The organism is Bacteroidales bacterium (assembly GCA_035647615.1).
Taxonomy (GTDB): domain Bacteria; phylum Bacteroidota; class Bacteroidia; order Bacteroidales; family 4484-276; genus SABY01.
Genome location: DASRND010000032.1, coordinates 232,492 through 252,709 on the forward strand (window position 1 = coordinate 232,492; position 20,218 = coordinate 252,709).

The following is a 20,218-nucleotide window of genomic DNA, read 5'->3' on the forward strand; positions in this document are numbered from 1 at the left end:
CATCCATTACAACAAATTACTATCAATTACGCCGAGCCTGAAGGCCGGAGTTAGTGATTCTTCGTAACTATTTTGGTGGTAGAATCTAATTCAACATGATAAAGACCCCATCCCCGCACCACCCCGTGAGTGATGTCATTCGCTAACCCTGCCCTTCAGGGCGGGGTTCATAAAACCCTGAAAGATTTCGCGCGGGTTTTAGCCCGTAACCTTTTCTAATCCACATTTGCTCATAAACTCATTTTATGGGCTTATTTAGGGTTAAAGCCCCAAGAAATTACGAATTCTTTAATCCCCGGCCTAAAGACCGGGGTTAGTGATTCTTTTCTGAAAAATCATTAAAAATCAGCCTTTTCCTTGTCGAATTATGTCATCGGTAGAGAAAAGTGTTACTTTTGATTCACTACAAAAAGTCTAAAGATTATGAAAGACCCGATTATTATCATTGGCATGCCCCGTTCCGGAGCTTCATTTGTTTCCGAATTGCTGCATCTCTCCGGCATCTTTATGGGTGCCGACCGCAAGCACAACGGCGAGTCGCAACTCTTTACCGACATCAACCACTGGATATTTGCCCAGGCGGGTGCCAACTGGGACAACCCGTATAACATGCAGTTTATTAATGAGGATTTTAAAACCAAAGCGGCCAAAAATCTGAAGCGCCAGCTCAAAGGCAAAAGTCTGCGGCAGTATCTGGGCGACGAGCGGCATGGCTATCGCAATTACGAGCGCATCAATTTCGACTGGGGCTGGAAAGACCCGCGTAGCACCTTCACCCTCGAAATGTGGAGGATGCTTTTTGAAGATGCGCGAATCATTAACGTGTACCGCAATCCGGTAGATTCAGCCGAGAGTCTGCGGCGATACTGCATGGAGTATCAGCAGGTGCATTTGAAGTCTTTCCTGGGAGGTTTCAAACGAGGTCGCCTGGCCCGCAAGCTAACCCATCAGCGCCTCTACGACTTCTCCTTGCGAGCCCTTCACATCGAAGAAGGTTATAAACTATGGCAACAGTACATCACCGAAGCCAACCGCATACAGCAAGCTACCGGTTTCAAAGTATGGAACGTGCGGTTTGAAAATCTCATGCAGAATCCACAGGCCGAAATCGAAAACCTATTTGCTTTTCTCGGCTTCAAAGTTCCCGACGGCATTTACAAAGAAATGGAACCCCGGATTTCTGAAAAGAAAGTGTATGCTTTCCTCAACGACAAACACCTCTGCGAATATTACCAAACCATTCGCAACCAGTCATTGGTAACGGAGATGAATTACCACGATATCGGCTAAGTTTATTAAAGAGCAAAACATTTCGCTTAAAGCAAAAATATTTTCAAAAAAAGTTTGTTGGGAAAGAAAAGACTATATCTTTGCAGCCGTTTTGAAAACGAAGTTCTCGATAAAAATCATGGTCCGGTAGTTCAGTTGGTTAGAATGCCTGCCTGTCACGCAGGAGGTCGCGAGTTCGAGTCTCGTCCGGACCGCTCACAGAAACAGGGAGTTAGAGTAAAATCTAACTCCCTGTTTTGTTTTTTGGGGGTTGTTTGGTGAGAGGATGGAAAGAACCGTTGTCGGGTTGTCAAGTTGTAAGCCATCACTTTTTTTGATTCTTCAATCGTCACTCGTCAATTCTTTGTCTTTGCTTACGATAAGTCGGATTTTTTCGACATCACTCACGGCATGCTGATATTCGGGAATTTGCGGCAGAGCGCCCATACGGACATCTTCGTTGCGGTAGCTCATCTGGCTGTTTACAAGCGATTGCGCCGACATGTGAAATGTGGTAGCGGCGGTTCTTTTTTTGAGCCATTGCAGGTTGTCGGCATTTACTCCCGAACCCGGCATAATTTGTATTCGCCCGGCAGCCTGCTCCACAAGCTGTGCGATAAGCTCCACGCCGTCGCTGGCTTTGTTTTTTTGGCCGGAGGTAAGCAGGCAGTCGGCTTTTAATTGTATCAGTTGTTCGAGCGCCTCGCCGGCATCGCGGCACACATCAAAAGCGCGGTGGAATGTTACGTGCATCGGTCGCGCCAAATCAATCAGCTCAGCGATGCGCTCTGTATCAATGGTGCCATCGGCATTCAAAATCCCGATCACCACGCCATCTGCACCAACATCTTTACAAAACTGGATTTCGTCTTTCATGATTTCCATCTCATGCGCGTTGTAGAGGAAATCGCCACCACGCGGACGTATCAGCACATGCAGGCCGATGCTGAGATATTTTCGCGCAAGGCGTATTGTACCTGCCGAGGGAGTGGTTCCACCGTCATAAAGATTGTCGCAAAGTTCCACCCGCGCGGCTCCGCCCATTTGCGCATTTAGCGCCGATTGTAATCCATTCGCACATATTTCGATCATAGTTTTTAGTTTTAATTTTTCTTCATTTACAAAATTATCCTGTTTCTTTCTTTTATTTGGGCTAAAGCCCAATGGAATTTCCCAGTCTATTGTCCCCGACCTAAAGGCTGGGGTTATTGATCAGCATGGTACAAAATGTCTTGTCAGAGCCAATTCCAAAACGTTGAATAGTTTGTTTTTTTGATTTTGATCTATTTGAGATTTTTTTGATTTTTGATTTATTGTTGTTTGGGATTTCTAAAGAGGATTTCAATGTTAACCTGAAAGCCGCCCTCATTTGTGTTTTGGCAAAACTAAAAAACTTACTTTTACTTTTTCAAAATAAAAAAATATGATAACACCTGCTGCGCTCAAACCCAACGATCTGATAGGCATTGTATCCCCCGGAAAACATATGGATGCTGCGTTGATCGACCGTGCTGCCAAGCTAATCAACCAGCTCGGTTATCGTGTTAAAATTGGAGAATATGCCACTGGGCGTCATCATTATTTTTCGGGAACGGATGCGGAGCGTACCCGCGATTTCCAAACGATGCTGGGCGACGCTGAGGTGAAGCTGATTTTGTGTTCGCGTGGGGGCTATGGATCGGCATGCATCATCGACCGGCTCGATTTTACACGGTTTTTGCAACAGCCTAAATGGATAGCAGGCTACAGCGACATCACTGTTTTTCATTCGCACCTGTTGCGAATGTTTGGTGTAGAAAGCCTGCACGCCATCATGCCCCTCGATTTTGGCGACGATCTGAAACCAGATGAGCCTTTGCGTAAGATGCTGGAAGCCGCCGGTGGCCGACAGCAGCATTATCGAATTGAAGCTCATCCAAATAACCGTAGCGGAATTGCACGCGCAACACTCACCGGTGGCAACCTTTCGGTGCTTTGTAGCCTTCTGTGCACAGCTTCGGAGGTGGACACCGCCGGAAAAATTCTGTTTATCGAAGAAGTGGCCGAAAATGGTTACCACATCCACCGGCTGATGAACACGCTGCTGCGCGCAAAAAAACTCGACCGGCTGGCTGGCCTGGTTGTAGGCGGACTTATACCCGTGGCCGACGATGACTTTGGGATGAGCGCAGCAGAAATTATCGCCCAAGCGGTAGCTCCATATAATTATCCGGTGGCTTTTGGCTTTCCGGCAGGGCATTTTCATAATAACTACCCGCTTATCATGGGGCGCACGTATCAGTTGGAAGTGGGTGAAACCTCTACATTACACAGTTTGGAGAATCATGCAATGTTTCATTAAAATAAAAATCTGAAATCATGGCACAACACAACGAAACAGGAGAGCAGGGTGAGGAGCTTGCCGCCCAATATCTGGCCAATGCCGGCTACAAAATCCTGGAAAGAAACTGGCATTTTGGCAAAAATGAAATCGACCTCATTGCGCAGGACGGCGAGTTTATCGTCTTTGCCGAGGTAAAAACCCGTCGCACGGCCAGTTTTGGCGAGCCGGAGGTTTTTGTGACACGCGCCAAGCAACGCGCCATCATCAAAGCTGCCAATGGTTATTTTATGATAAAAAATGCGCAGCTCGAAGCTCGCTTCGACATCATCAGCGTGCTGTATCACGGCACCAACTTCACGGTGAAACAAATTAAAAATGCGTTCTATCCTACTTTGTGAAGAACTCCTTTCATCCTGAAGGCAGATCGTAATATTATCTTTTGAAAAACACGATAATGTGTATTGTTATTCCGCATTTGATATCTTTATAAAAACCAATCCTATCTCGCAATTCACACCCAAAAATTCCATCACCAAGCAGCGCACATCAATATTTGATTAATTTTGGACGAGCATTTACACTGTCAAAATTTGAAGAACAACAACGAAAATACTGACCAGACCAAGCCGTCATCTCCGGAGAAAAAGCCTCGCGCAAGCCGTCGCAAAAAGCTTAAAAGAGTTTTGCTTTACACGCTTGCCGGCCTGGTGTTTTTGTTTCTTGTCATCATCCCGCTGCTGCTGAACATCTATGCCGACCGCATCATTGGCGAAACGGCACGGCAGGTGGTTCAGTCGAAAACGCATGGGCAATATGCGCTTAGCTATTCCGAAATAAATTTCCATGCCCTCCGACGCGAAATCATAATAGAAGATCTTTTGCTGGTTCCTGACACCGCTTATCGCGGAGAAGCTGGTTCTGCCGATACCACCATTACGCACCTGCACGTGCCGTACCTGCATATCAAAGGTGTCGGGGTGCTGCAGGCGCTCTGGAACAGGGAGCTGGTGGTAGAAGATGTCATGATCACCGCACCCTCCTTTGAGCTTGTTACCAACAGCAGCGATTTTGCAGAGTCTGACGATTCTGAATCCTCAGCCCCCCGCAGCAATCCTATCCGGCATTTGTATCGTCTGGTAGAGGATTACCTGGATCTGTTGCGTGTGGAAAAATTTAACCTCGAAAATGCTTCCTTCAAAATACTCCATACACGCGGCGAAACCCGCGACACGATTGATGTTGAAAATGTTTCCATCCAGATTCATAATTTTATATTAGATGATCAGGCTCATGCCAATAAGGAGCGATTGTTTTTTTCTGACAGCATCACGCTCAGGCTCGAAGATGGGATGTTTAGCTACCGCACCAATTTGCACCAAATCGAGTTTCAGGAGCTAGAAATATCTTCGGTGACGGGCGATGTGTCGATCGAAGAGCTTCATATCCGGCGCGATACCACTACGGTGGGGGCGGATGGGCAAAGTTGGATGGATTTGAATATTCCGCGCGTTACTCTCAAAGGATTTCATTTCAATGTAGTGCCGGGTGAGGCGCTGTTTCTGAATGAGATCGTGATACGCCAGCCCGACATCATTTTTTATCCGGCTCCCGGTCAGGTTGGTAAGAGCATCAACCGCGACACCCTGACCGAAAATCTTTATCAGCAAATCACGACTTACTTCAAACCGTTGGAGGTGATGCGCGTCCATATCGACAAGGGGCGTTTGCGTCTGCCATCGCATTTGGCAGGAAGCCGCGCGCCTATCCTGGTGCCGCAGTTCAGCCTTACGTTGCATCATCTGCTGATGGATTCGGCAAGCTACGCAGAACGGAGTCATTTTTTCTTTATCGACGACCTGGAACTCACCACTTCTGATCAAAGCCTTACGCTGGCCGAATCGAATCTGAAAATAAGTTTTGCAAATTTCACTTTCGACACCCGCACCAATCTTCTCACCATCGATTCGCTATTTGCATCACATCCCAAAGAGTATGGCACGGGCGCTTTCGATCTGCAGTTGCCTCATCTTGCAATAGAAAGCCACGACCTGAAATCCGATTTTATCCATCGTTGGCTCAGCCTCAAAGAAATCCTGCTTCAGCAGCCCGGGCTGAAGATGTTGGCTGGTTCGGCAAAGGCCGCTGCTACCGACATCAACATCTACCATCTCTTCCCGGTAATAAAACCCTATTTCAACTTTATCGAAGCCGATGTTTTAAAAATTACTGATGCAGACATTGAGCACATCGATTGGACCGGAAAGGTGGAGAAAATTTCTGCTGCGCCGGCTCAACTTACCATGACGGGTTTTAGGTTGGATGAAAAGGCACACCTCCGGCCGCAGATATTTTATTCGGAGTGCATTCGTGTAGAGCTTGAACAACTTTTGATAACTCTGCCCGGCATTAACCAAAGGCTGCGCGTCCAAAATGCGAGCCTCGACACGCGGAACAAAATAGCGCAAATGACCGGAATCGTTTTCGACACCCTGCACCAAATACCACCTCTACCTGTTTCGCCATTGATGATTTTGCTGTCGGGTCGCGACATGAGTCTAATGGGTACCGACTTCCTATCACTTTATCGCGGCGATGGCCTCTATGCTGATTCGCTGATGATCGTGGAGCCTGCATTGGAAATCCTCGGAGAACCTATGGGCACTCCCACGGCCGACACCACCAAAATGGCCTACATCGATTTTTTGATTCATAAAATCCAGATCACAAAAGGAGAGTTTGGATACAAAAGAAATACAGCTTCCGCCAATACAGTTACCGCCAAATCCTTCGATCTTTACATCGATGACTTCCGTCCCGGAAATAACGACACTTTGCAACCCTTCGACGCTGCTGCCGTTGTAGCTGACGTGAGAAATCTTACCGTGGTGCTTCCTGACAGTCTGCATTTGTTTAGGCTTGGCACCTTGCACCTCTCTTCGATGGATTCATTGCTGACAACAACTGACATTTCATTGCAGCCCAAAACGCTCATGGATATCCGTTACAACGATATATTTCAGATTGATGTGAGCGATGCCGAAATTGACGGACTGGAGCTAATGAAACTTTACCACCGGCAGGAGTTGGCGGCCTTGTCGGCCACTATCAACAATCCCAACATCCGTTTGATTACTCCCGAGAAACATCAGCAGCAGCTAAAAACCTTCAAAGACTTTAGGCCGGAGATTATAAAAAAGCAAATACTATCGGTTTTTAGTTCGGTGAATCTTGGGAGCATCAATATTTTGCATGCCGCCATGGAGATATTTGGCGGCACGCTTATGAATAGCCGCGACATCAAGATTAGCGATGCCCGCGTGGCTATCAGAGATTTTATTATTACACCAAAAACAGGGCTGAGGAGTGACAACCTTTTTTATGCTGCCGATGTAATGCTGGCAGTAGATGGCGATTTCAGGATTTATACCGACAAAAATAAACGCCTGATCGGAAGCAAGTTGTTGATTTCTACCGCTGATCAGTCACTGGACATTGGCAGCTTTATTTATTCGATCTACAACGATGCCGACCTCAACTTTGGCAGTTTACAGGTTTCGGGGCTTAGCTATTACGACCTGATGGTAAAGAAAACTTTTCAGGCCAGGGATATCCGCATCGAAAACCCCGATTTATACCTCGATTTGCCTGCGCCCGGCGATACCTCCATGAAACTGCATCGCGATTCGCTGCAGCTTTACAAGCACATCCGCGATCATCTCTACAGTGCAGCTGTCGACAACATCCAGGTAAATGATGCGCGACTTAAAATCAGAAACCCACAGCAGGATAACCGCGCTACCTTCGATTTTAAAAAAATCAATCTGGACTTTACTCAATTATCAATAGATTCGGAAACGCGTGCTTTCGACAACAAGTTTCTCTATTTCGACGACATGAAAATTACCTTGCGGGATTTTCAGGAATTAACGTCCGACAGCCTGTACAATTATGGTGCGGCAGTGGTGAGCTACTCCACGCGGCATCAGCAACTTATGGTCGATTCAGGTTATTTGCAGCCCACCCTGCCCGACACGCTTTTTGCGGCCAAAGTGGGCGTGCAAGCCGACCGGTTGCAAATGGTTTTTGATAAGTTGGAACTGACGGATTTCGACATCACGCAATTTATCTTCGACAACACGCTCCGTATTGGCAAAGCAGAGCTCACCGAATTGGTTGGAGATGACTACCGTAGCAAGTCCTACCCGTTGCCTGAAAATCATTTTCCAAAATTGCCTGTCACCGCGCTGCAAGATTTGGAAATAAAGCTATTAATAGATAATTTTATCGTTAACAACTCCTGCTTTACCTACCGCGAATATATGCCTCCGGCACGTCAGCCGGGAGTTATTTTTTTGAACGACATCAACGTGCTAGCCCAAAACATTAGCAACATGCCCGAAGTAATTGCACACGATTCGGTTATGAGCGTTTATGCTGCTGTACTGTTGATGAACGAAGGCAAAGTAGCACTCAATCTCGAATTCAATCTTAGCGCTGAGAACGATCTTTGGAGTGCAACCGGTGAGATTGGCAGTTTCGACCTGACGAAACTCAACCCATTGCTCGAACACATCGCTTTTGTAAAAGTAAAAAAGGGCTTTAATGAATTGGTGAAATTCCATTTCACTGCCGACGATGAGTTGGCGAAAGGTGATATTAAGTTTAGATACAACAAGTTGCAGATACGTCTTATCAGCAAAGAAACTTTTACTGACGACAGCTTTGAAGAATCACTGATTTCGTTTATCGCCAACACGTTTGTGGTTCGCCGCGGCAACCCGCAAAAACTTTTTAGCTTCCGCGATGGCGAGATGTATTTCCGCAGAGACGTCAATCGTTCATTTTTTAATTATCTCGTAAAGACCACCCTTAGTGGCGTCATGAATACCATACGCGGAGGCAGTGAAGAGCGCAAAGAGAAAAAGCAAAAAGAGCGGCTCGAAAAACAGTTGATCCGGGAAGGGAAACTCGACAAGAAAGCGCTTAAGGAATTGCAGACACGCGATTAGGACTGTCAATTAATTCTCCAACCCCGAAAATAAATCAAGCGGTTCTTCGGCGTTACGGGCGATAAGATCTTTGGAATTGTTGCGCGGTGAGTTGAGTAGCATGGAAACGGGATATGTCTCCATTGCGCCGGCATCGAAAGGTTGAAGCAATGAAAGAAGCTCCTTATTTTCTAAATCAGAAAGCCACAACTGTTCGGTTTCCCGTGTCAAAATTACAGGCATACGATTGTGCAATTCAGCCACCAGCTCATTGGCGCGGGTAGTAATGATCGAAAAAGAATTCAGCAGTTCGCCCTTCGGGTCCTCCCATTGCTCCCAGATTCCGGCCATCGAAAAAAGTAGTTGGCCTTTGATGCTAATGCGATATGGGATTTTCATCTTTCCGCCTGCTGCATGTTTCCATTCATAGAAAGCATCGGCAGGAACCAGGCACCGCCGGTTTTTGAAAGCATTTTTAAAGGAGGGTTTTGTATCGAGCGACTCTGCCCGCGCATTGATGAGCTTGTTGCCGATTGCGGCATCATTGGCCCAAAACGGCACCAGACCCCACCTGAGCCGCGACAGTTGCCGCGGCTCTTCGTTGGTGATTACCGGCAGCAGTTGCGTGGGCGCCGCATTATAATTGGCCTTTACTTCAGCCGGATTGGCCACAATATCATAATGCTCATTAACAGTCGCAAGGTCGGGCGCAAACGAATATCTTCCACACATGTGTTAATATTTGTAATTGATGGAAATAATGAACAAGGATAAGGAGCGTTTGTTAAAGCCCCGCTTTCTGAGTACTTTTGCACCCGTTTATTTACAGAGGTTTTAGAGGGTTTTACCAGTTGGGTTTTCATTTATCAACACCTGAAAACCCACAACATTACTACGAAATAATAATTCACACATCATAAATTCAAGACGTTTACGAATGAATAATTTAGTTGTCGATCAAAGTTTAAAATACAAAGTCAAAGACATTACACTGGCCGATTGGGGCCGGAAAGAGATAGAAATTGCAGAGAAAGAAATGCCCGGTCTTATGGCTATCCGGCGCAAATTCTCACAGGAGAAGCCTTTGCGTGATGTTCGCATCACCGGGTCGCTGCACATGACCATACAAACTGCTGTGCTCATCGAAACCCTCCGGGAGCTTGGCGCTGATGTGCGGTGGGCCAGTTGCAATATTTTCTCTACACAGGATCATGCTGCCGCAGCTATTGCAGCCACTGGCGTCCCGGTGTTTGCCTGGAAAGGTGAAACGCTGGACGAATATTGGTGGTGTACCAGCCAGGCGCTTTCATTCCCCGGCGGCCACGGCCCACAGCTAATCGTGGACGATGGTGGCGATGCCACTTTGCTCATCCACAAAGGAAAAGCTATAGAAGACAATCCCGAGCTGCTCAAAAAGCCAGGCACCAACAACGAGGAGCGTGCAATAATGAGTTTGCTGCAGCGCATTTACGTCGAAGATCCCAAGCGTTGGAGCCGCGCTGCTAAAGAATGGAAAGGTGTATCGGAAGAAACCACTACCGGCGTGAACCGTCTGTATCAGATGAAAGAACGTGGTGAGCTGTTAGTTCCGGCTGTAAACGTAAACGACTCGGTGACGAAATCAAAATTCGACAACCTTTACGGCTGCCGCGAGTCACTGGCCGATGGCATAAAGCGCGCTACGGACGTGATGATTGCCGGAAAAGTAGTAGTAGTGCTGGGCTATGGCGACGTGGGCAAAGGTTCCGCCAAATCGATGCGCGCCTACGGTGCACGCGTGCTCATTACCGAGATTGACCCCATCTGCGCTCTGCAGGCTGCCATGGAAGGTTTTGAAGTTACCACCATCGACGAAGCGCTCAAGGAAGGACAGATTTTCGTGACTGCCAGCGGAAACAAAGACGTCCTTACTTTGGAGCATCTCAAAAACATGAAAGATGAAGCCATCGTTTGTAACATCGGCCATTTCGATAACGAGATACAGGTTGAGAAGCTCGAAAATGATCCCACCATTACCAAGGAAACCATCAAGCCACAGGTAGATCGTTTCCGCATGGAAAACGGCAACTCTATTTATCTGCTTGCCGAAGGTCGTCTGGTAAATCTGGGCTGTGCCACCGGCCATCCCTCGTTTGTGATGAGCAACTCGTTTACCAACCAAACGCTGGCACAAATCGATTTGTGGAAAAATAGAGATGAATATGAAATCGGTGTTTATCGTTTGCCCAAGTACCTCGACGAAGAGGTGGCGCGTTTGCACCTGCAACAGCTTGGCGTAAAACTGACCAAACTCACCAAAGATCAAGCTGAATATCTGGGTGTGCCGATAGAAGGCCCTTACAAGCCCGATCATTACAGATATTAATAGTTCAACCAGCTTTTGCTTGAAGCTATATTATTTTGATATTAAAACAGAAAACCCTGCCTTGTGGTGGGGTTTTTTTTGGTTTAGTTAGGTGATGTGAAAAGTTTCCAATTTAGGATAATATCTTATCTAAACACGAAAAAAACGAAGCGAACTGTAACCCTTGAATAACATAGACTGCACTTTATTCATTTTTGGCATCTTTGTCTTGCTTCCAAATTCCCAATTTGTTCTCACGTGCAAAAGTCTCTGCTTTTTTAATTTGTTCAATAAAATTGTCATAACCCTTATTATCCATTAACACAGCTACATCAGGTTTTTCATCAATTTTCCCATAAAACTCTTTTTCGCTATTATCCCTTTCATCCCAGGTTTTTGGCCTCTCCATCGTTCCTCCGGGGAAACAGCCATTTTTAATAAGAAAATTATTTAAAGTATCAGCACCTTGAATAACTAAACAAAAAATCATTTTTGAATTTGGGTCATTTATTTCAGTTGGGCCAAATGACGAGACAGGAATAACAATCGCTTTCTTATGTGAATTAATCCACTCAAATATTAAGCTATCAGAATTGTCGGAACTTGGTGCTCTAAAAAACCCCGAACCTAATAAGCAATAGGTAGTTTTCTCATCAGACTGAGTCGTGCCAAAAATGGATTGAAATTCAAAATCTGATATTTTTAATTGTTCTTGAATGTTGCCTTGTCGAACGCAGCTAATTAGAATGGAAACTGAAATCAAAAACGTGAAAAAATCCTTCATTATCGCAGTTATTTAGATGATTGAATTGTTTAATGCTAAATGCTATGAAAATCATCCCGTAGGGATGTGATATGGGTAGAGATGAAGCTACAACCAGATATTCCGTCCCGTACGGGACGGGATTTTACCATCACCGCTTTTTCTACCCGTATCTTGTGCCTAAAGGCACAATTCCAAATTTCATCGAAATACCCAAAATAGTTCCCATTGTCAAAGTGTTTTTAGAATTGCCTTTAAATGAGATTTTAAAATATTTCCATTTTATTCAAATGATCACTGCGGAAAAAACTTATTTCAAACCACCGCCTTGATCAATAGTGCTACACCAATGAGAATCAGCAACACATACACCCACCGGTAAAATCTGTTGGCGTCGAAACGATGGAGGAGTTTTTCGCCCGCCACAAAGGAGATGATCACCGCCGGCAATCCTACCCAAAAATAGTTGAGCACGTCGGCTGTAATATTTCCCCACAACGCGTGTCCCGTCACGATGGCTGCTCCGGTGGCAAAGAAAAAACTTTGCAGCGTTGAGCGAAAAGCTTGTGGCGGCATTCCTTTAGCAGAAAGAAACATGATCACCGGCGGACCGCTGGTGTTGTATGCGCCGCCCAGCACTCCACTCACAAAACCGATCGCGGCCGTCACTAGTGCAGGTGGGCCTATTTGTGTGGTAGTTTTTACAAGCCGTGCCGCCGAAAAGATGATAATAAATGCTGCCAGCACCGCATTCACAATGCGTTCGTCAATCAGGGTGAGATAATACAACCCTACCGGAATGCCAGCCAGTGCAGGCAATATCAGGCGCAGGGAAAAATCCCAACGTACGGTTTTCAGATTTTTGATCAGGATCATGGCTGCCATCACCAGCGCAAGCATGGCCATCAGGGGCGCCGCTTGATGCACGCCGATGAGAAGCACCAACAATGGCATGCCTGCCAGCGCATCGCCAAAGCCAAAAACGGCGCGAATAAGAAAAACCAATAATACAATACCGGCAACGAGCGCGAGAGTCATCTTGGGAAATGGGAGTGGGTTTTAATATTTAAACAACTGAGACTTGAAATTTCAAAGATCAATAAAACATCCGCCAGTAGTCGGAGTAAACAAGCCAAATAAATATCAAAAATCAATAATTCAATTACTCAAAAGGCCATGAAGTTTTTGCCGATAATCTAACAGCTTGATAGAACGATTATATTCGAAGGAACTAGGGCTATTAATCCTCCGGAGAGGCCACAGCAGACTCTTTTACACGATGGATCATTTGATCGAGTGTGCAGGAAACTTGTTCGCCGGAATGCATATTTTTTAGCGTAAGCTGGTTCTTTTCCATCTCTTCTTTACCCAGCAGCACCACCCAGGCTATTTCTTTTTTGTCGGCCCAGGTCATCTGCTTTTTCATTTTGTCAGCTTCCGGATAAAGCTCCGCGCTGATGCCCGCCTTACGAACCTTTTGCAACAGCGTGAGGCAATGTTTTTCTTCTGCTTTGCCAAAGTTGGCAAAAAGCACCTGTGTGGATTTGTGGCTGGATTCGCCAAAGAGTTTGCTCTCGAGCATGACGTCGTAAATGCGGTCGGCGCCAAAAGAGATGCCCACACCCGAAGTTCCAGGCATGCCAAAAATGCCCGTGAGATCGTCGTAACGGCCGCCACCGCAAATGCTTCCTATCTGCACGTCGGCAGCTTTTACTTCTATGATGGCACCTGTGTAGTAATTAAGCCCACGCGCCAGGGTAAGGTCGAGCGACACCAGATGGCGCAATTCCAGATGGCTTAAGGTTTCAAAAATTTCCTGCATCTCTGCAATTCCCTCAATACCGATTGTGCTCTCTGCCAGAATCTGTTGCAGCAAACCGAATTTTTCTTCATCGTTGCCCTGCATCAGCAAAATGGGCTGCAACTTGTCGATGGCTTCCGCCGAAAGTCCTTTCTGCGCAAGCTCTTCGTTTACTTTTTCCTGACCAATTTTATCGAGTTTGTCGATAGCGATGGTAATATCGGTGAGGCTGCCTTCGGCGCCAATGGCCTGGGCAATTCCGGCTAATATCTTGCGATTGTTTAGCTTCACCTGAACTTTTATACCCAAACGTCTGAAAACCTCATCCACAAGCTGAATGAGTTCCACTTCGTTTATCAGCGAATCACTGCCGATAACGTCGGCATCGCATTGGTAAAATTCGCGGTAGCGTCCGCGCTGCGGGCGGTCGGCGCGCCATACCGGCTGTATCTGGTAACGCTTAAAAGGGAAGCTGATCTCGTTGCGATGCTGCACCACATAGCGCGCAAATGGTACGGTAAGGTCGTAGCGCAGCCCTTTGTTACTAATCTTTAGCGAAAGCTCCTGCGCATTATCCAACTGCAAATCCTCGTGTGAAGCACCCGAAAGGAAATCGCCCGAATTTAATATCCTGAAAAGGAGTTTGTCGCCCTCTTCGCCGTATTTGCCCAGCAGCACCGACAGATTTTCCATGGCGGGAGTTTCGATCGGTTGATAGCCGAAATTTTGAAACACATCGCGAATGGTGTCGAAAATAAAGTTGCGGCGAAGCATCTCTGCCGGTGTAAAATCGCGTGTACCTTTGGGTATCGAGGGTTTTTGTAATGCCATGAATAAAAAATTGTTTGTTGTAATTTTATTAAAATAATCAATTATCGTCTTTTATCAAACTCAGGAAAAGGCTTTCAATTTCCTGCCGCTTCCATACAAAATTAAATAACCCTTCTTAAATCTCTAAAGCTCTCCGATCTGGCTCGCGTTTTCGAAGAGCAGAGGCCGGTGCCGGTAAAAGGTAGCGGATTTCATGCGCTATTATTTATTAGGAACCCGACAACCCCACGGCTGCAAGCAAATTTTCGAGATATTCGGGCGCAGTTTCGTCACCTTCGGTAGGAGCCCAGGGAGCAAAGTTTTTAGAAGTGGAGGCGGTGTAAGGTCCTTCTTTCACCTCATAGGCAACCGAGCCAGGCTCCAGTGAAACGAGCGTGTGGTAGGTGCGTTTGGAAATCTCTACTCCATAATTTCCACTACGGGAATCGAGGATGATGTGATCGGTGATGTTCCCACTATCGTCGAACGTAAAAACTACAAACCGTCCACGCAGCGCCAGGAAGATTTCGAATTTATCCGGATTTTCGTGTTTATGCGGTTGCACGTAGGTGCCCGGCTCCATGGCATTGAGCATCCGATGCAACGGGTCTTCATGGTTTGGATGAAAATTGTAGTTCATACGTCGGCGCGGCGATTGTTGCGCCTCCCGCGTAAATTCATCAATAAATTCATCCGTTATTTTTATCATACCCATCCTGCTTACTGATCTTTAAATTAAAAATGCAAAATTATCAATAAAGCTCCAAAAATTCATAGGCGTTGCCGGTGGTGTTCAGATATTTTATAAAATCTTCAAAGGCGATCACCACCGATGCTGTATTGATATTGGGATGGAAACTAATTTTTAAAGCCTTTTTTAATTGGATATCCAAAAACAGCTTTACGTGGTTTTGCTCATCGTTGATAAGACCGAAAGGTGTAACTGATCCGGGCGTAAGGTGCAGCCATTTGAGGAGGCGCTGTGGCGAGGCGAAAGAGAGTTTCCCCTGCCCCAGCCGCTTCTCCAGTTCGTGGATGTCGAGAGTGGCATCGTGGCGCAGCACTACCAGATAATGCCGGTTTCCTTTGTGGTTGCGGAAGAAGATGTTTTTGCAATGCGTGGCCTCAATATCTTTCCAATACAGCATTGCCTCCTCAACCGTTGGCACTGGCGGATGGTGATAAATCTCATACGGAATATTTAGCGTCTTAAGATAGTCGAGTACTTTTTGCTCTTGATCTTGTACCATAGTTTTTTCGTCAAAAATAGGACTTTTAGGGGAGAGGGCAGTCGGCAGCCTTCAGGCATCAGGTTTCAGTCGGCAGTTAATCAATCGATTTGCAACGTTAAACCGAATATCGTATTTTGAATTTTAAAACCGGGAAATTAACTTGAAAACTAAGCATCAAGCAATGCCAACTGTGACCTGCCGACTCATTAAAACGGATATCCTATCCCGAAACTCCAAACCAGATCGCGCAATTGCAGGTTGTTGACGCGCCAGCGTTTGCCGGCCGGGAAAGCCGGATTTTTGAGTGGAGCGGCACCGTCGACACGAAAAACGAAAAAGGAGAAATCAAAACGCAATCCCAGTCCTGCATCTATTGCCAGTTCACTCAAAAAACGTGTAACATCAAACTTCCCTCCCGGATAATTCTTGCTGAAATTGAGCAGCCAAACGTTGCCTATGTCGGTAAAAATGGCGCCTTTCAGCCAATTATAAATGGGGAAACGATATTCAAGATTAGCTTCCAGGATCAGGTCGCCCATCTTTTCAAAATAAATTCCAGTGGTATCGCGAAACGATCCCGGCCCCAGCGAGCGATAATTCCAGCCGCGCATGTCGTTGGAACCGCCGCCATAAAAGCCTTTCTCGAAAGGCAGCACCTTGCTGTTGCTGTAAGGAATTCCAATACCAAACAGGTTGCGATACGCCACAGTATGATCTTCCTGCAAAGCAAAATAATACCTGAAATCGAAGTCGGTGCGCACATATTGGGCAAAAGGAATATTCCAGACAGCATATTCGTCTCTTGCATTTTTTTGCTGATCAAAAACCTGTGAAGCCAAATTAAGGACATTGCCCGAGGTTTCGATGTTCCAACGCAAAAACATAAAATTCTTCACCTGGCCACGGCGCTGGTTATTAAAAATATAGGTGTACTTGGCGGCCATGATGAAATGGTCGGTGTATTGATTGGTCAAACGCGGATCGTTGAGTCGAATGAGGCGCTGGATAAAAGCAGAATCAGGAAAGATCGACACAGAATTGATTTCGATAGGAGTGAGGCTGTGCGCCGAAAAATCGCCATGGCGCCAGCTATATCCAAACGAAGCATTGGTAACATAGCGCTCGTAGTCGGGGCGGTTTTGATAATTAACCCCGGTTTTGATGGTAGTGCGTGGACGCAGCACGTGGGGCAGGACATCCTTCGACACCGGCAGCAGAAATTTCGGGAAATCCAGGGTGAGCTCAGCACCGGTTTGTATGGTGTTGAATAACAAAAGCTTTGGTTGCGAATCGGCGCCACCCGCCTGCCACTCTACACCGCCCGTAACTTTCAGGGTAAGCACTTCGCCACCGCGGAAAAGATTCAGATTTTGATACACAAAGTTGCCGGCGATGCCCAGCTTGCTGCCGGAGGTGGTGCCCTCCGCCTCGATGGAATACGACTGTACCGGTCGCCGGGTAAGCTCAATAATACTATTCAAAAATTTGCTTGTGCTGTCGGCAGGATCGACCACCTGCGGCGCCCGCCGAAAATTTATCGCGGTGTAGCCATACAACGGAAACGACGACAGTTGCCGGTAGGTATCCTTCTCGGCTTTCTGTTGATAAATCCCGCCCGGCTCCAACATTATTTTGCTGCGCAACGTCGTAGGACGAATCCGGAGCTTGTCGCGATAATAAAAGATGTATCTCCCTACCGCCGAATCCTTGGAAGGAAGCACCAGTTTTTTCATGTTGGCGGTGTCGGTATAAAGCGGATCAAAATCAGGCAACACAGCAATGGTGTTGATAAAATATTTCTGATGGCTACGCCGGCTGGCGATGGCTGCCAGGGTATCGTCGCTGTTTTGATAACGGCCGATGTTAGGATAAACCTTTAAAGATTTATTTGCGAAAGCGCTGTCGATCTCGTAATACATAAACTCCGGGCCGAAAAAATAATATCCCGAATTGCGCAGCAGGGTAGTCACACGATAGCGCTCATCATCAAAAGTGGAAGTGTTGTAAATATTGCCGCGTTGGATCAGGGAATTGCGGATGTCGTTCATCACAATATCCCGCAAAGTCGTATCGCTGATTTTGTATTCGATGTCGTTGACGCGGTAAGGCATTGCCAGATCGATGTTGTAGTCGATGATGGCTTTTTTCTTTTTATAACGAATGCCTGAACGCACTTCAGAATGGAAAAACCCATTGTTGTTGAGAAAGAGCTTTAGCTGATCTTTGCTACGATCGATCGTAAAAGGATCGAGGATCACCGGAGGATTGCCCAGCTTTTTGTTGAGCCATTTTTTGAATTTTGTTTCGCGTCCTTTTGCGGTAACGCTGTTTACCCACAACTTAACCCGGAAAACCCCCAAAAATTTCGGATGGGGCTTTTGTACCAGCAGGCTGTACATCTCGTCGGTACTGAAGGGAAGATTTTTGACGCCGGTTTGCGACTTATCGATGGTGATGTTGTTTTTGTGCAACATGTATTCATCCTCGCCCACCCGGCGTGTAACGTTACATCCGGTGGCAACGAAAACAAAAATCATTGCAACAGCAACTATGCGGCACCTAACAGTTTTCAAAAGTAGTCAGTTCTGATGATGACTGCAAAAGTAGCATCTTGTGCGTTTACTTCGAGCTTTAAGGTATGATCAGGAGAATTTTTTAATAGTTCTCAGGCGGCAGTCGTCAGCCGGCGGCGTATGGGATGCCAGCCCTTCATGGGATGGCAAACCTGATTGTTTTTGCGTCTTGCGCTTTGCTTCTCCTCCTTTTTCGCAAAAGAATCGGACAAACTTTAGGGTTGCATCCCCTGTGGGGCTGCGAACCCTTCTTCCTGAGCCCCGCGCCATGCTCTCTGCGCCATGCGCCCTGCGAATCCCCGATGCAACAAAATTTAAAATCATTCCAAATGAAATGTTCCCTAACTTTGCCGAATAATTAAATTTACGCAGAAAATGGGGAATCCTGTCATCACTCTGGCTAACGACTTTCACCACGACACATCAGCGGTGCGCCTGAGTTTTGAGAAGGATTTTGCGCTCATCGCCAAAGTAAAGAGGCTCAAAGTAGCTGCCTGGAGCCAAAGTCGCGGGTTTTGGTACATTGCCAAAAGCGATTTTAAACTGAACAGCGTTTTTGAAACTATGAAAGATGTGGCCTGGGTGAATGCTTTGGAAATTTAATTATTTTTGACAAATGAAACAAAAACAAACAATAAATGGCACCTTCAGTAAAAAGACAAAACGTTTTCATAATGTACCAAATTTGGGTCATTTAATAGACAGAAAGGGGTTATAAAAACAAGTTACAAGCAAGTGTAGAAAACCTACCGCACAAATGGCACATTTGGTTTTTTCCGACACACGAGCCTACGCTCAAAAAACCAAAAGAGCCATTTCTTTCCAACGCTCAACGGAATGTTGAAAAGTTTTAAGACATTTTTTTTAATCATTAAATGAGACTTCTTATATTTGACGAATATTGTCAAGTCAAATTAATCAAGTGATAATTCACAAATGGAAAACACTAAGTTGGTAGGCGAACTACTTCGAGAAAAAAGAGAAGAAAAAGGATTGCTTTTAAGGCACGTTTCTGCGGAATTGGATATTGACACAGCTATACTTAGCAAAATTGAAAGAAGCGAGCGAAAAGCAACTAAAGAACAGATAGTAAAACTGGCAGAGATACTTGATTTGAATAAAGAAGATTTACTTGTTCAATACTTGAGCGAAAAAATACTTTATGAAATAAAAGACGAAGAATTAGGAGAAAAAGCACTAAAAGTAGCAGAGCAGCAAATGAAATATATTAACAAAAAGAACAGCGGAAAATGATGGAACTAAAATTAGAACTATTAGAATATCAAGAAACCGCTATCAAATCTGTAATAGATGTATTTGACGGTTCTGTAAAAAATACTTTTGATAATGCTTCTGTTGACGGCATTCGCTCAAATGTTTGTTCACTTACGCCCGAACAAATTACCGAAAACATAAAAACTGTTTTAAAAGAAAATGCAATCAGTGATGAAGTTGCTAAACTTACAGACGACCAAGAATTAACCATTGAAATGGAAACAGGAACTGGTAAAACCCTTGTTTACATCAAAATGATTTACGAATTATATAAGCACTACAATTTTACTAAATTCATCATACTAGTGCCTTCGGTTGCTATTAGACAAGGTGTATTGAGCACGCTTTCGACATTTGAAAAGCAACTAGAAGACATTTACGGTTTTACCCCAAAATCATTTGAGTACAACAGTAAAAAGCTTAATAAAGTAACGCACTTTATTGAAGAGCAACACCCTCAAATAATGGTAATGACTTTGGCTTCTTTTAATTCGGAAGACAAAATTTTGAACCAAGCAAAAAGAGAAGACCTTTTTGCAAATATTCCTTTTATTGATGCCATTGGTAGAACAAATCCAATCATCATAATGGACGAGCCACAGGAAGGAATGGATACAGATAATTCGATTAAACAAATTGCCAAACTCAATCCTCTTTTTAAAATCAGATTTTCGGCAACCCATAAAGTTTCAAAAAATAAGATTTATCGCTTAACACCTTACGACAGTTACCAACAAGGATTAGTAAAGAAAATTGAAGTATTGACCGTAACTGAAAAGAATGACGAAGCGACTTTAAAACTAGAGCTTTCTGAAACTAAAAATGGTAAAAATCCTATTC

16 protein-coding genes and 1 tRNA gene are annotated in these 20,218 nt (G+C 45.4%); 9 read left to right on the plus strand and 8 right to left on the minus strand.

The window, feature by feature from the left end:
* Nucleotides 1–423: 423 nt before the first annotated feature.
* Nucleotides 424–1,290 carry a sulfotransferase gene (locus VFC92_10895; protein ID HZK08696.1) on the plus strand — a complete coding sequence of 289 codons (867 nt, stop codon included), beginning with the start codon at nucleotides 424–426 and terminating at the stop codon, nucleotides 1,288–1,290.
* A gap of 120 nt (nucleotides 1,291–1,410) precedes the next feature.
* Nucleotides 1,411–1,484: transfer RNA gene (locus tag VFC92_10900), tRNA-Asp, on the plus strand.
* A 127-nt stretch (nucleotides 1,485–1,611) separates the two neighbouring features.
* On the opposite strand, the gene VFC92_10905 is transcribed toward VFC92_10900, so the two are convergent.
* Nucleotides 1,612–2,361, minus strand: coding sequence for a copper homeostasis protein CutC (locus VFC92_10905; GenBank protein ID HZK08697.1), 750 nt, complete (start codon nucleotides 2,359–2,361; stop codon nucleotides 1,612–1,614).
* 331 nt (nucleotides 2,362–2,692) lie between these two features.
* Here VFC92_10905 and VFC92_10910 point away from each other — a divergent pair, with 331 nt between their 5' ends.
* The 3 genes from VFC92_10910 (at nucleotide 2,693) to VFC92_10920 (ending at nucleotide 8,601) form a co-directional block, all read left to right on the plus strand.
* Nucleotides 2,693–3,610 (plus strand): LD-carboxypeptidase, encoded by a 918-nt coding sequence (locus VFC92_10910; GenBank protein ID HZK08698.1) that lies wholly within the window; start codon nucleotides 2,693–2,695, stop codon nucleotides 3,608–3,610.
* A 17-nt stretch (nucleotides 3,611–3,627) separates the two neighbouring features.
* Nucleotides 3,628–3,990, plus strand: a complete 363-nt coding sequence (locus VFC92_10915) for a YraN family protein (protein HZK08699.1) — start codon at nucleotides 3,628–3,630, stop codon at nucleotides 3,988–3,990.
* Nucleotides 3,991–4,182: 192 nt separating this feature from the next.
* The gene (locus VFC92_10920; GenBank protein ID HZK08700.1) at nucleotides 4,183–8,601 is read left to right on the plus strand and encodes a hypothetical protein; all 4,419 of its coding nucleotides are present in this window, start codon (nucleotides 4,183–4,185) and stop codon (nucleotides 8,599–8,601) included.
* A 9-nt stretch (nucleotides 8,602–8,610) separates the two neighbouring features.
* Here VFC92_10920 and VFC92_10925 read toward each other — a convergent pair whose 3' ends face one another.
* Complete coding sequence (locus VFC92_10925; GenBank protein ID HZK08701.1) at nucleotides 8,611–9,312, minus strand: SOS response-associated peptidase; 702 nt, start codon at nucleotides 9,310–9,312, stop codon at nucleotides 8,611–8,613.
* Between the two features lie 205 nt (nucleotides 9,313–9,517).
* On the opposite strand from VFC92_10925, the gene ahcY reads away from it, so the two are divergent.
* On the plus strand, nucleotides 9,518–10,945 hold the full coding sequence (gene ahcY, locus VFC92_10930) for an adenosylhomocysteinase (protein ID HZK08702.1): 1,428 nt from the start codon (nucleotides 9,518–9,520) through the stop codon (nucleotides 10,943–10,945).
* 184 nt (nucleotides 10,946–11,129) lie between these two features.
* Here ahcY and VFC92_10935 read toward each other — a convergent pair whose 3' ends face one another.
* From VFC92_10935 to VFC92_10960, 6 genes are all read right to left on the minus strand, one after another.
* Nucleotides 11,130–11,708: a hypothetical protein gene (locus tag VFC92_10935; GenBank protein HZK08703.1), complete on the minus strand. Its 579-nt coding sequence runs from the start codon at nucleotides 11,706–11,708 to the stop codon at nucleotides 11,130–11,132.
* Between the two features lie 294 nt (nucleotides 11,709–12,002).
* Complete coding sequence (locus VFC92_10940) at nucleotides 12,003–12,725, minus strand: sulfite exporter TauE/SafE family protein (GenBank protein ID HZK08704.1); 723 nt, start codon at nucleotides 12,723–12,725, stop codon at nucleotides 12,003–12,005.
* Nucleotides 12,726–12,927: 202 nt separating this feature from the next.
* Nucleotides 12,928–14,319: a histidine--tRNA ligase gene (hisS, locus tag VFC92_10945; protein ID HZK08705.1), complete on the minus strand. Its 1,392-nt coding sequence runs from the start codon at nucleotides 14,317–14,319 to the stop codon at nucleotides 12,928–12,930.
* Nucleotides 14,320–14,527: 208 nt separating this feature from the next.
* Entirely contained in the window at nucleotides 14,528–15,007 is a 480-nt protein-coding gene (locus VFC92_10950) for a WbuC family cupin fold metalloprotein (GenBank protein ID HZK08706.1), read from the minus strand.
* Nucleotides 15,008–15,050: 43 nt separating this feature from the next.
* Entirely contained in the window at nucleotides 15,051–15,548 is a 498-nt protein-coding gene (locus VFC92_10955; protein ID HZK08707.1) for a prolyl-tRNA synthetase associated domain-containing protein, read from the minus strand.
* A 188-nt stretch (nucleotides 15,549–15,736) separates the two neighbouring features.
* On the minus strand, nucleotides 15,737–18,103 hold the full coding sequence (locus VFC92_10960) for a BamA/TamA family outer membrane protein (GenBank protein ID HZK08708.1): 2,367 nt from the start codon (nucleotides 18,101–18,103) through the stop codon (nucleotides 15,737–15,739).
* 375 nt (nucleotides 18,104–18,478) lie between these two features.
* Between VFC92_10960 and VFC92_10965 the strand changes: the two genes are divergently transcribed.
* From VFC92_10965 to VFC92_10975, 3 genes are all read left to right on the plus strand, one after another.
* Nucleotides 18,479–18,706, plus strand: a complete 228-nt coding sequence (locus VFC92_10965) for a hypothetical protein (GenBank protein ID HZK08709.1) — start codon at nucleotides 18,479–18,481, stop codon at nucleotides 18,704–18,706.
* Between the two features lie 333 nt (nucleotides 18,707–19,039).
* Nucleotides 19,040–19,357: a helix-turn-helix transcriptional regulator gene (locus tag VFC92_10970; GenBank protein HZK08710.1), complete on the plus strand. Its 318-nt coding sequence runs from the start codon at nucleotides 19,040–19,042 to the stop codon at nucleotides 19,355–19,357.
* A partial coding sequence (locus VFC92_10975) for a DEAD/DEAH box helicase family protein (protein HZK08711.1) occupies nucleotides 19,354–20,218 on the plus strand: 865 nt, incomplete at its 3' end. The genes VFC92_10970 and VFC92_10975, both read left to right, overlap by 4 nt.

Bases quoted from the DNA above. Each gene is read 5' to 3' on its own strand.
- VFC92_10950 (HZK08706.1), bottom strand. From the start codon at position 15,007: ATGATAAAAATAACGGATGAATTTATTGATGAATTTACGCGGGAGGCG.
- VFC92_10955 (HZK08707.1), bottom strand. From the start codon at position 15,548: ATGGTACAAGATCAAGAGCAAAAAGTACTCGACTATCTTAAGACGCTA.
- VFC92_10965 (HZK08709.1), top strand. From the start codon at position 18,479: ATGGGGAATCCTGTCATCACTCTGGCTAACGACTTTCACCACGACACA.
- VFC92_10940 (HZK08704.1), bottom strand. From the start codon at position 12,725: ATGACTCTCGCGCTCGTTGCCGGTATTGTATTATTGGTTTTTCTTATT.
- VFC92_10895 (HZK08696.1), top strand. From the start codon at position 424: ATGAAAGACCCGATTATTATCATTGGCATGCCCCGTTCCGGAGCTTCA.
- ahcY (HZK08702.1), top strand. From the start codon at position 9,518: ATGAATAATTTAGTTGTCGATCAAAGTTTAAAATACAAAGTCAAAGAC.
- VFC92_10925 (HZK08701.1), bottom strand. From the start codon at position 9,312: ATGTGTGGAAGATATTCGTTTGCGCCCGACCTTGCGACTGTTAATGAG.
- VFC92_10910 (HZK08698.1), top strand. From the start codon at position 2,693: ATGATAACACCTGCTGCGCTCAAACCCAACGATCTGATAGGCATTGTA.
- VFC92_10935 (HZK08703.1), bottom strand. From the start codon at position 11,708: ATGAAGGATTTTTTCACGTTTTTGATTTCAGTTTCCATTCTAATTAGC.
- hisS (HZK08705.1), bottom strand. From the start codon at position 14,319: ATGGCATTACAAAAACCCTCGATACCCAAAGGTACACGCGATTTTACA.
- VFC92_10905 (HZK08697.1), bottom strand. From the start codon at position 2,361: ATGATCGAAATATGTGCGAATGGATTACAATCGGCGCTAAATGCGCAA.
- VFC92_10970 (HZK08710.1), top strand. From the start codon at position 19,040: ATGGAAAACACTAAGTTGGTAGGCGAACTACTTCGAGAAAAAAGAGAA.
- VFC92_10915 (HZK08699.1), top strand. From the start codon at position 3,628: ATGGCACAACACAACGAAACAGGAGAGCAGGGTGAGGAGCTTGCCGCC.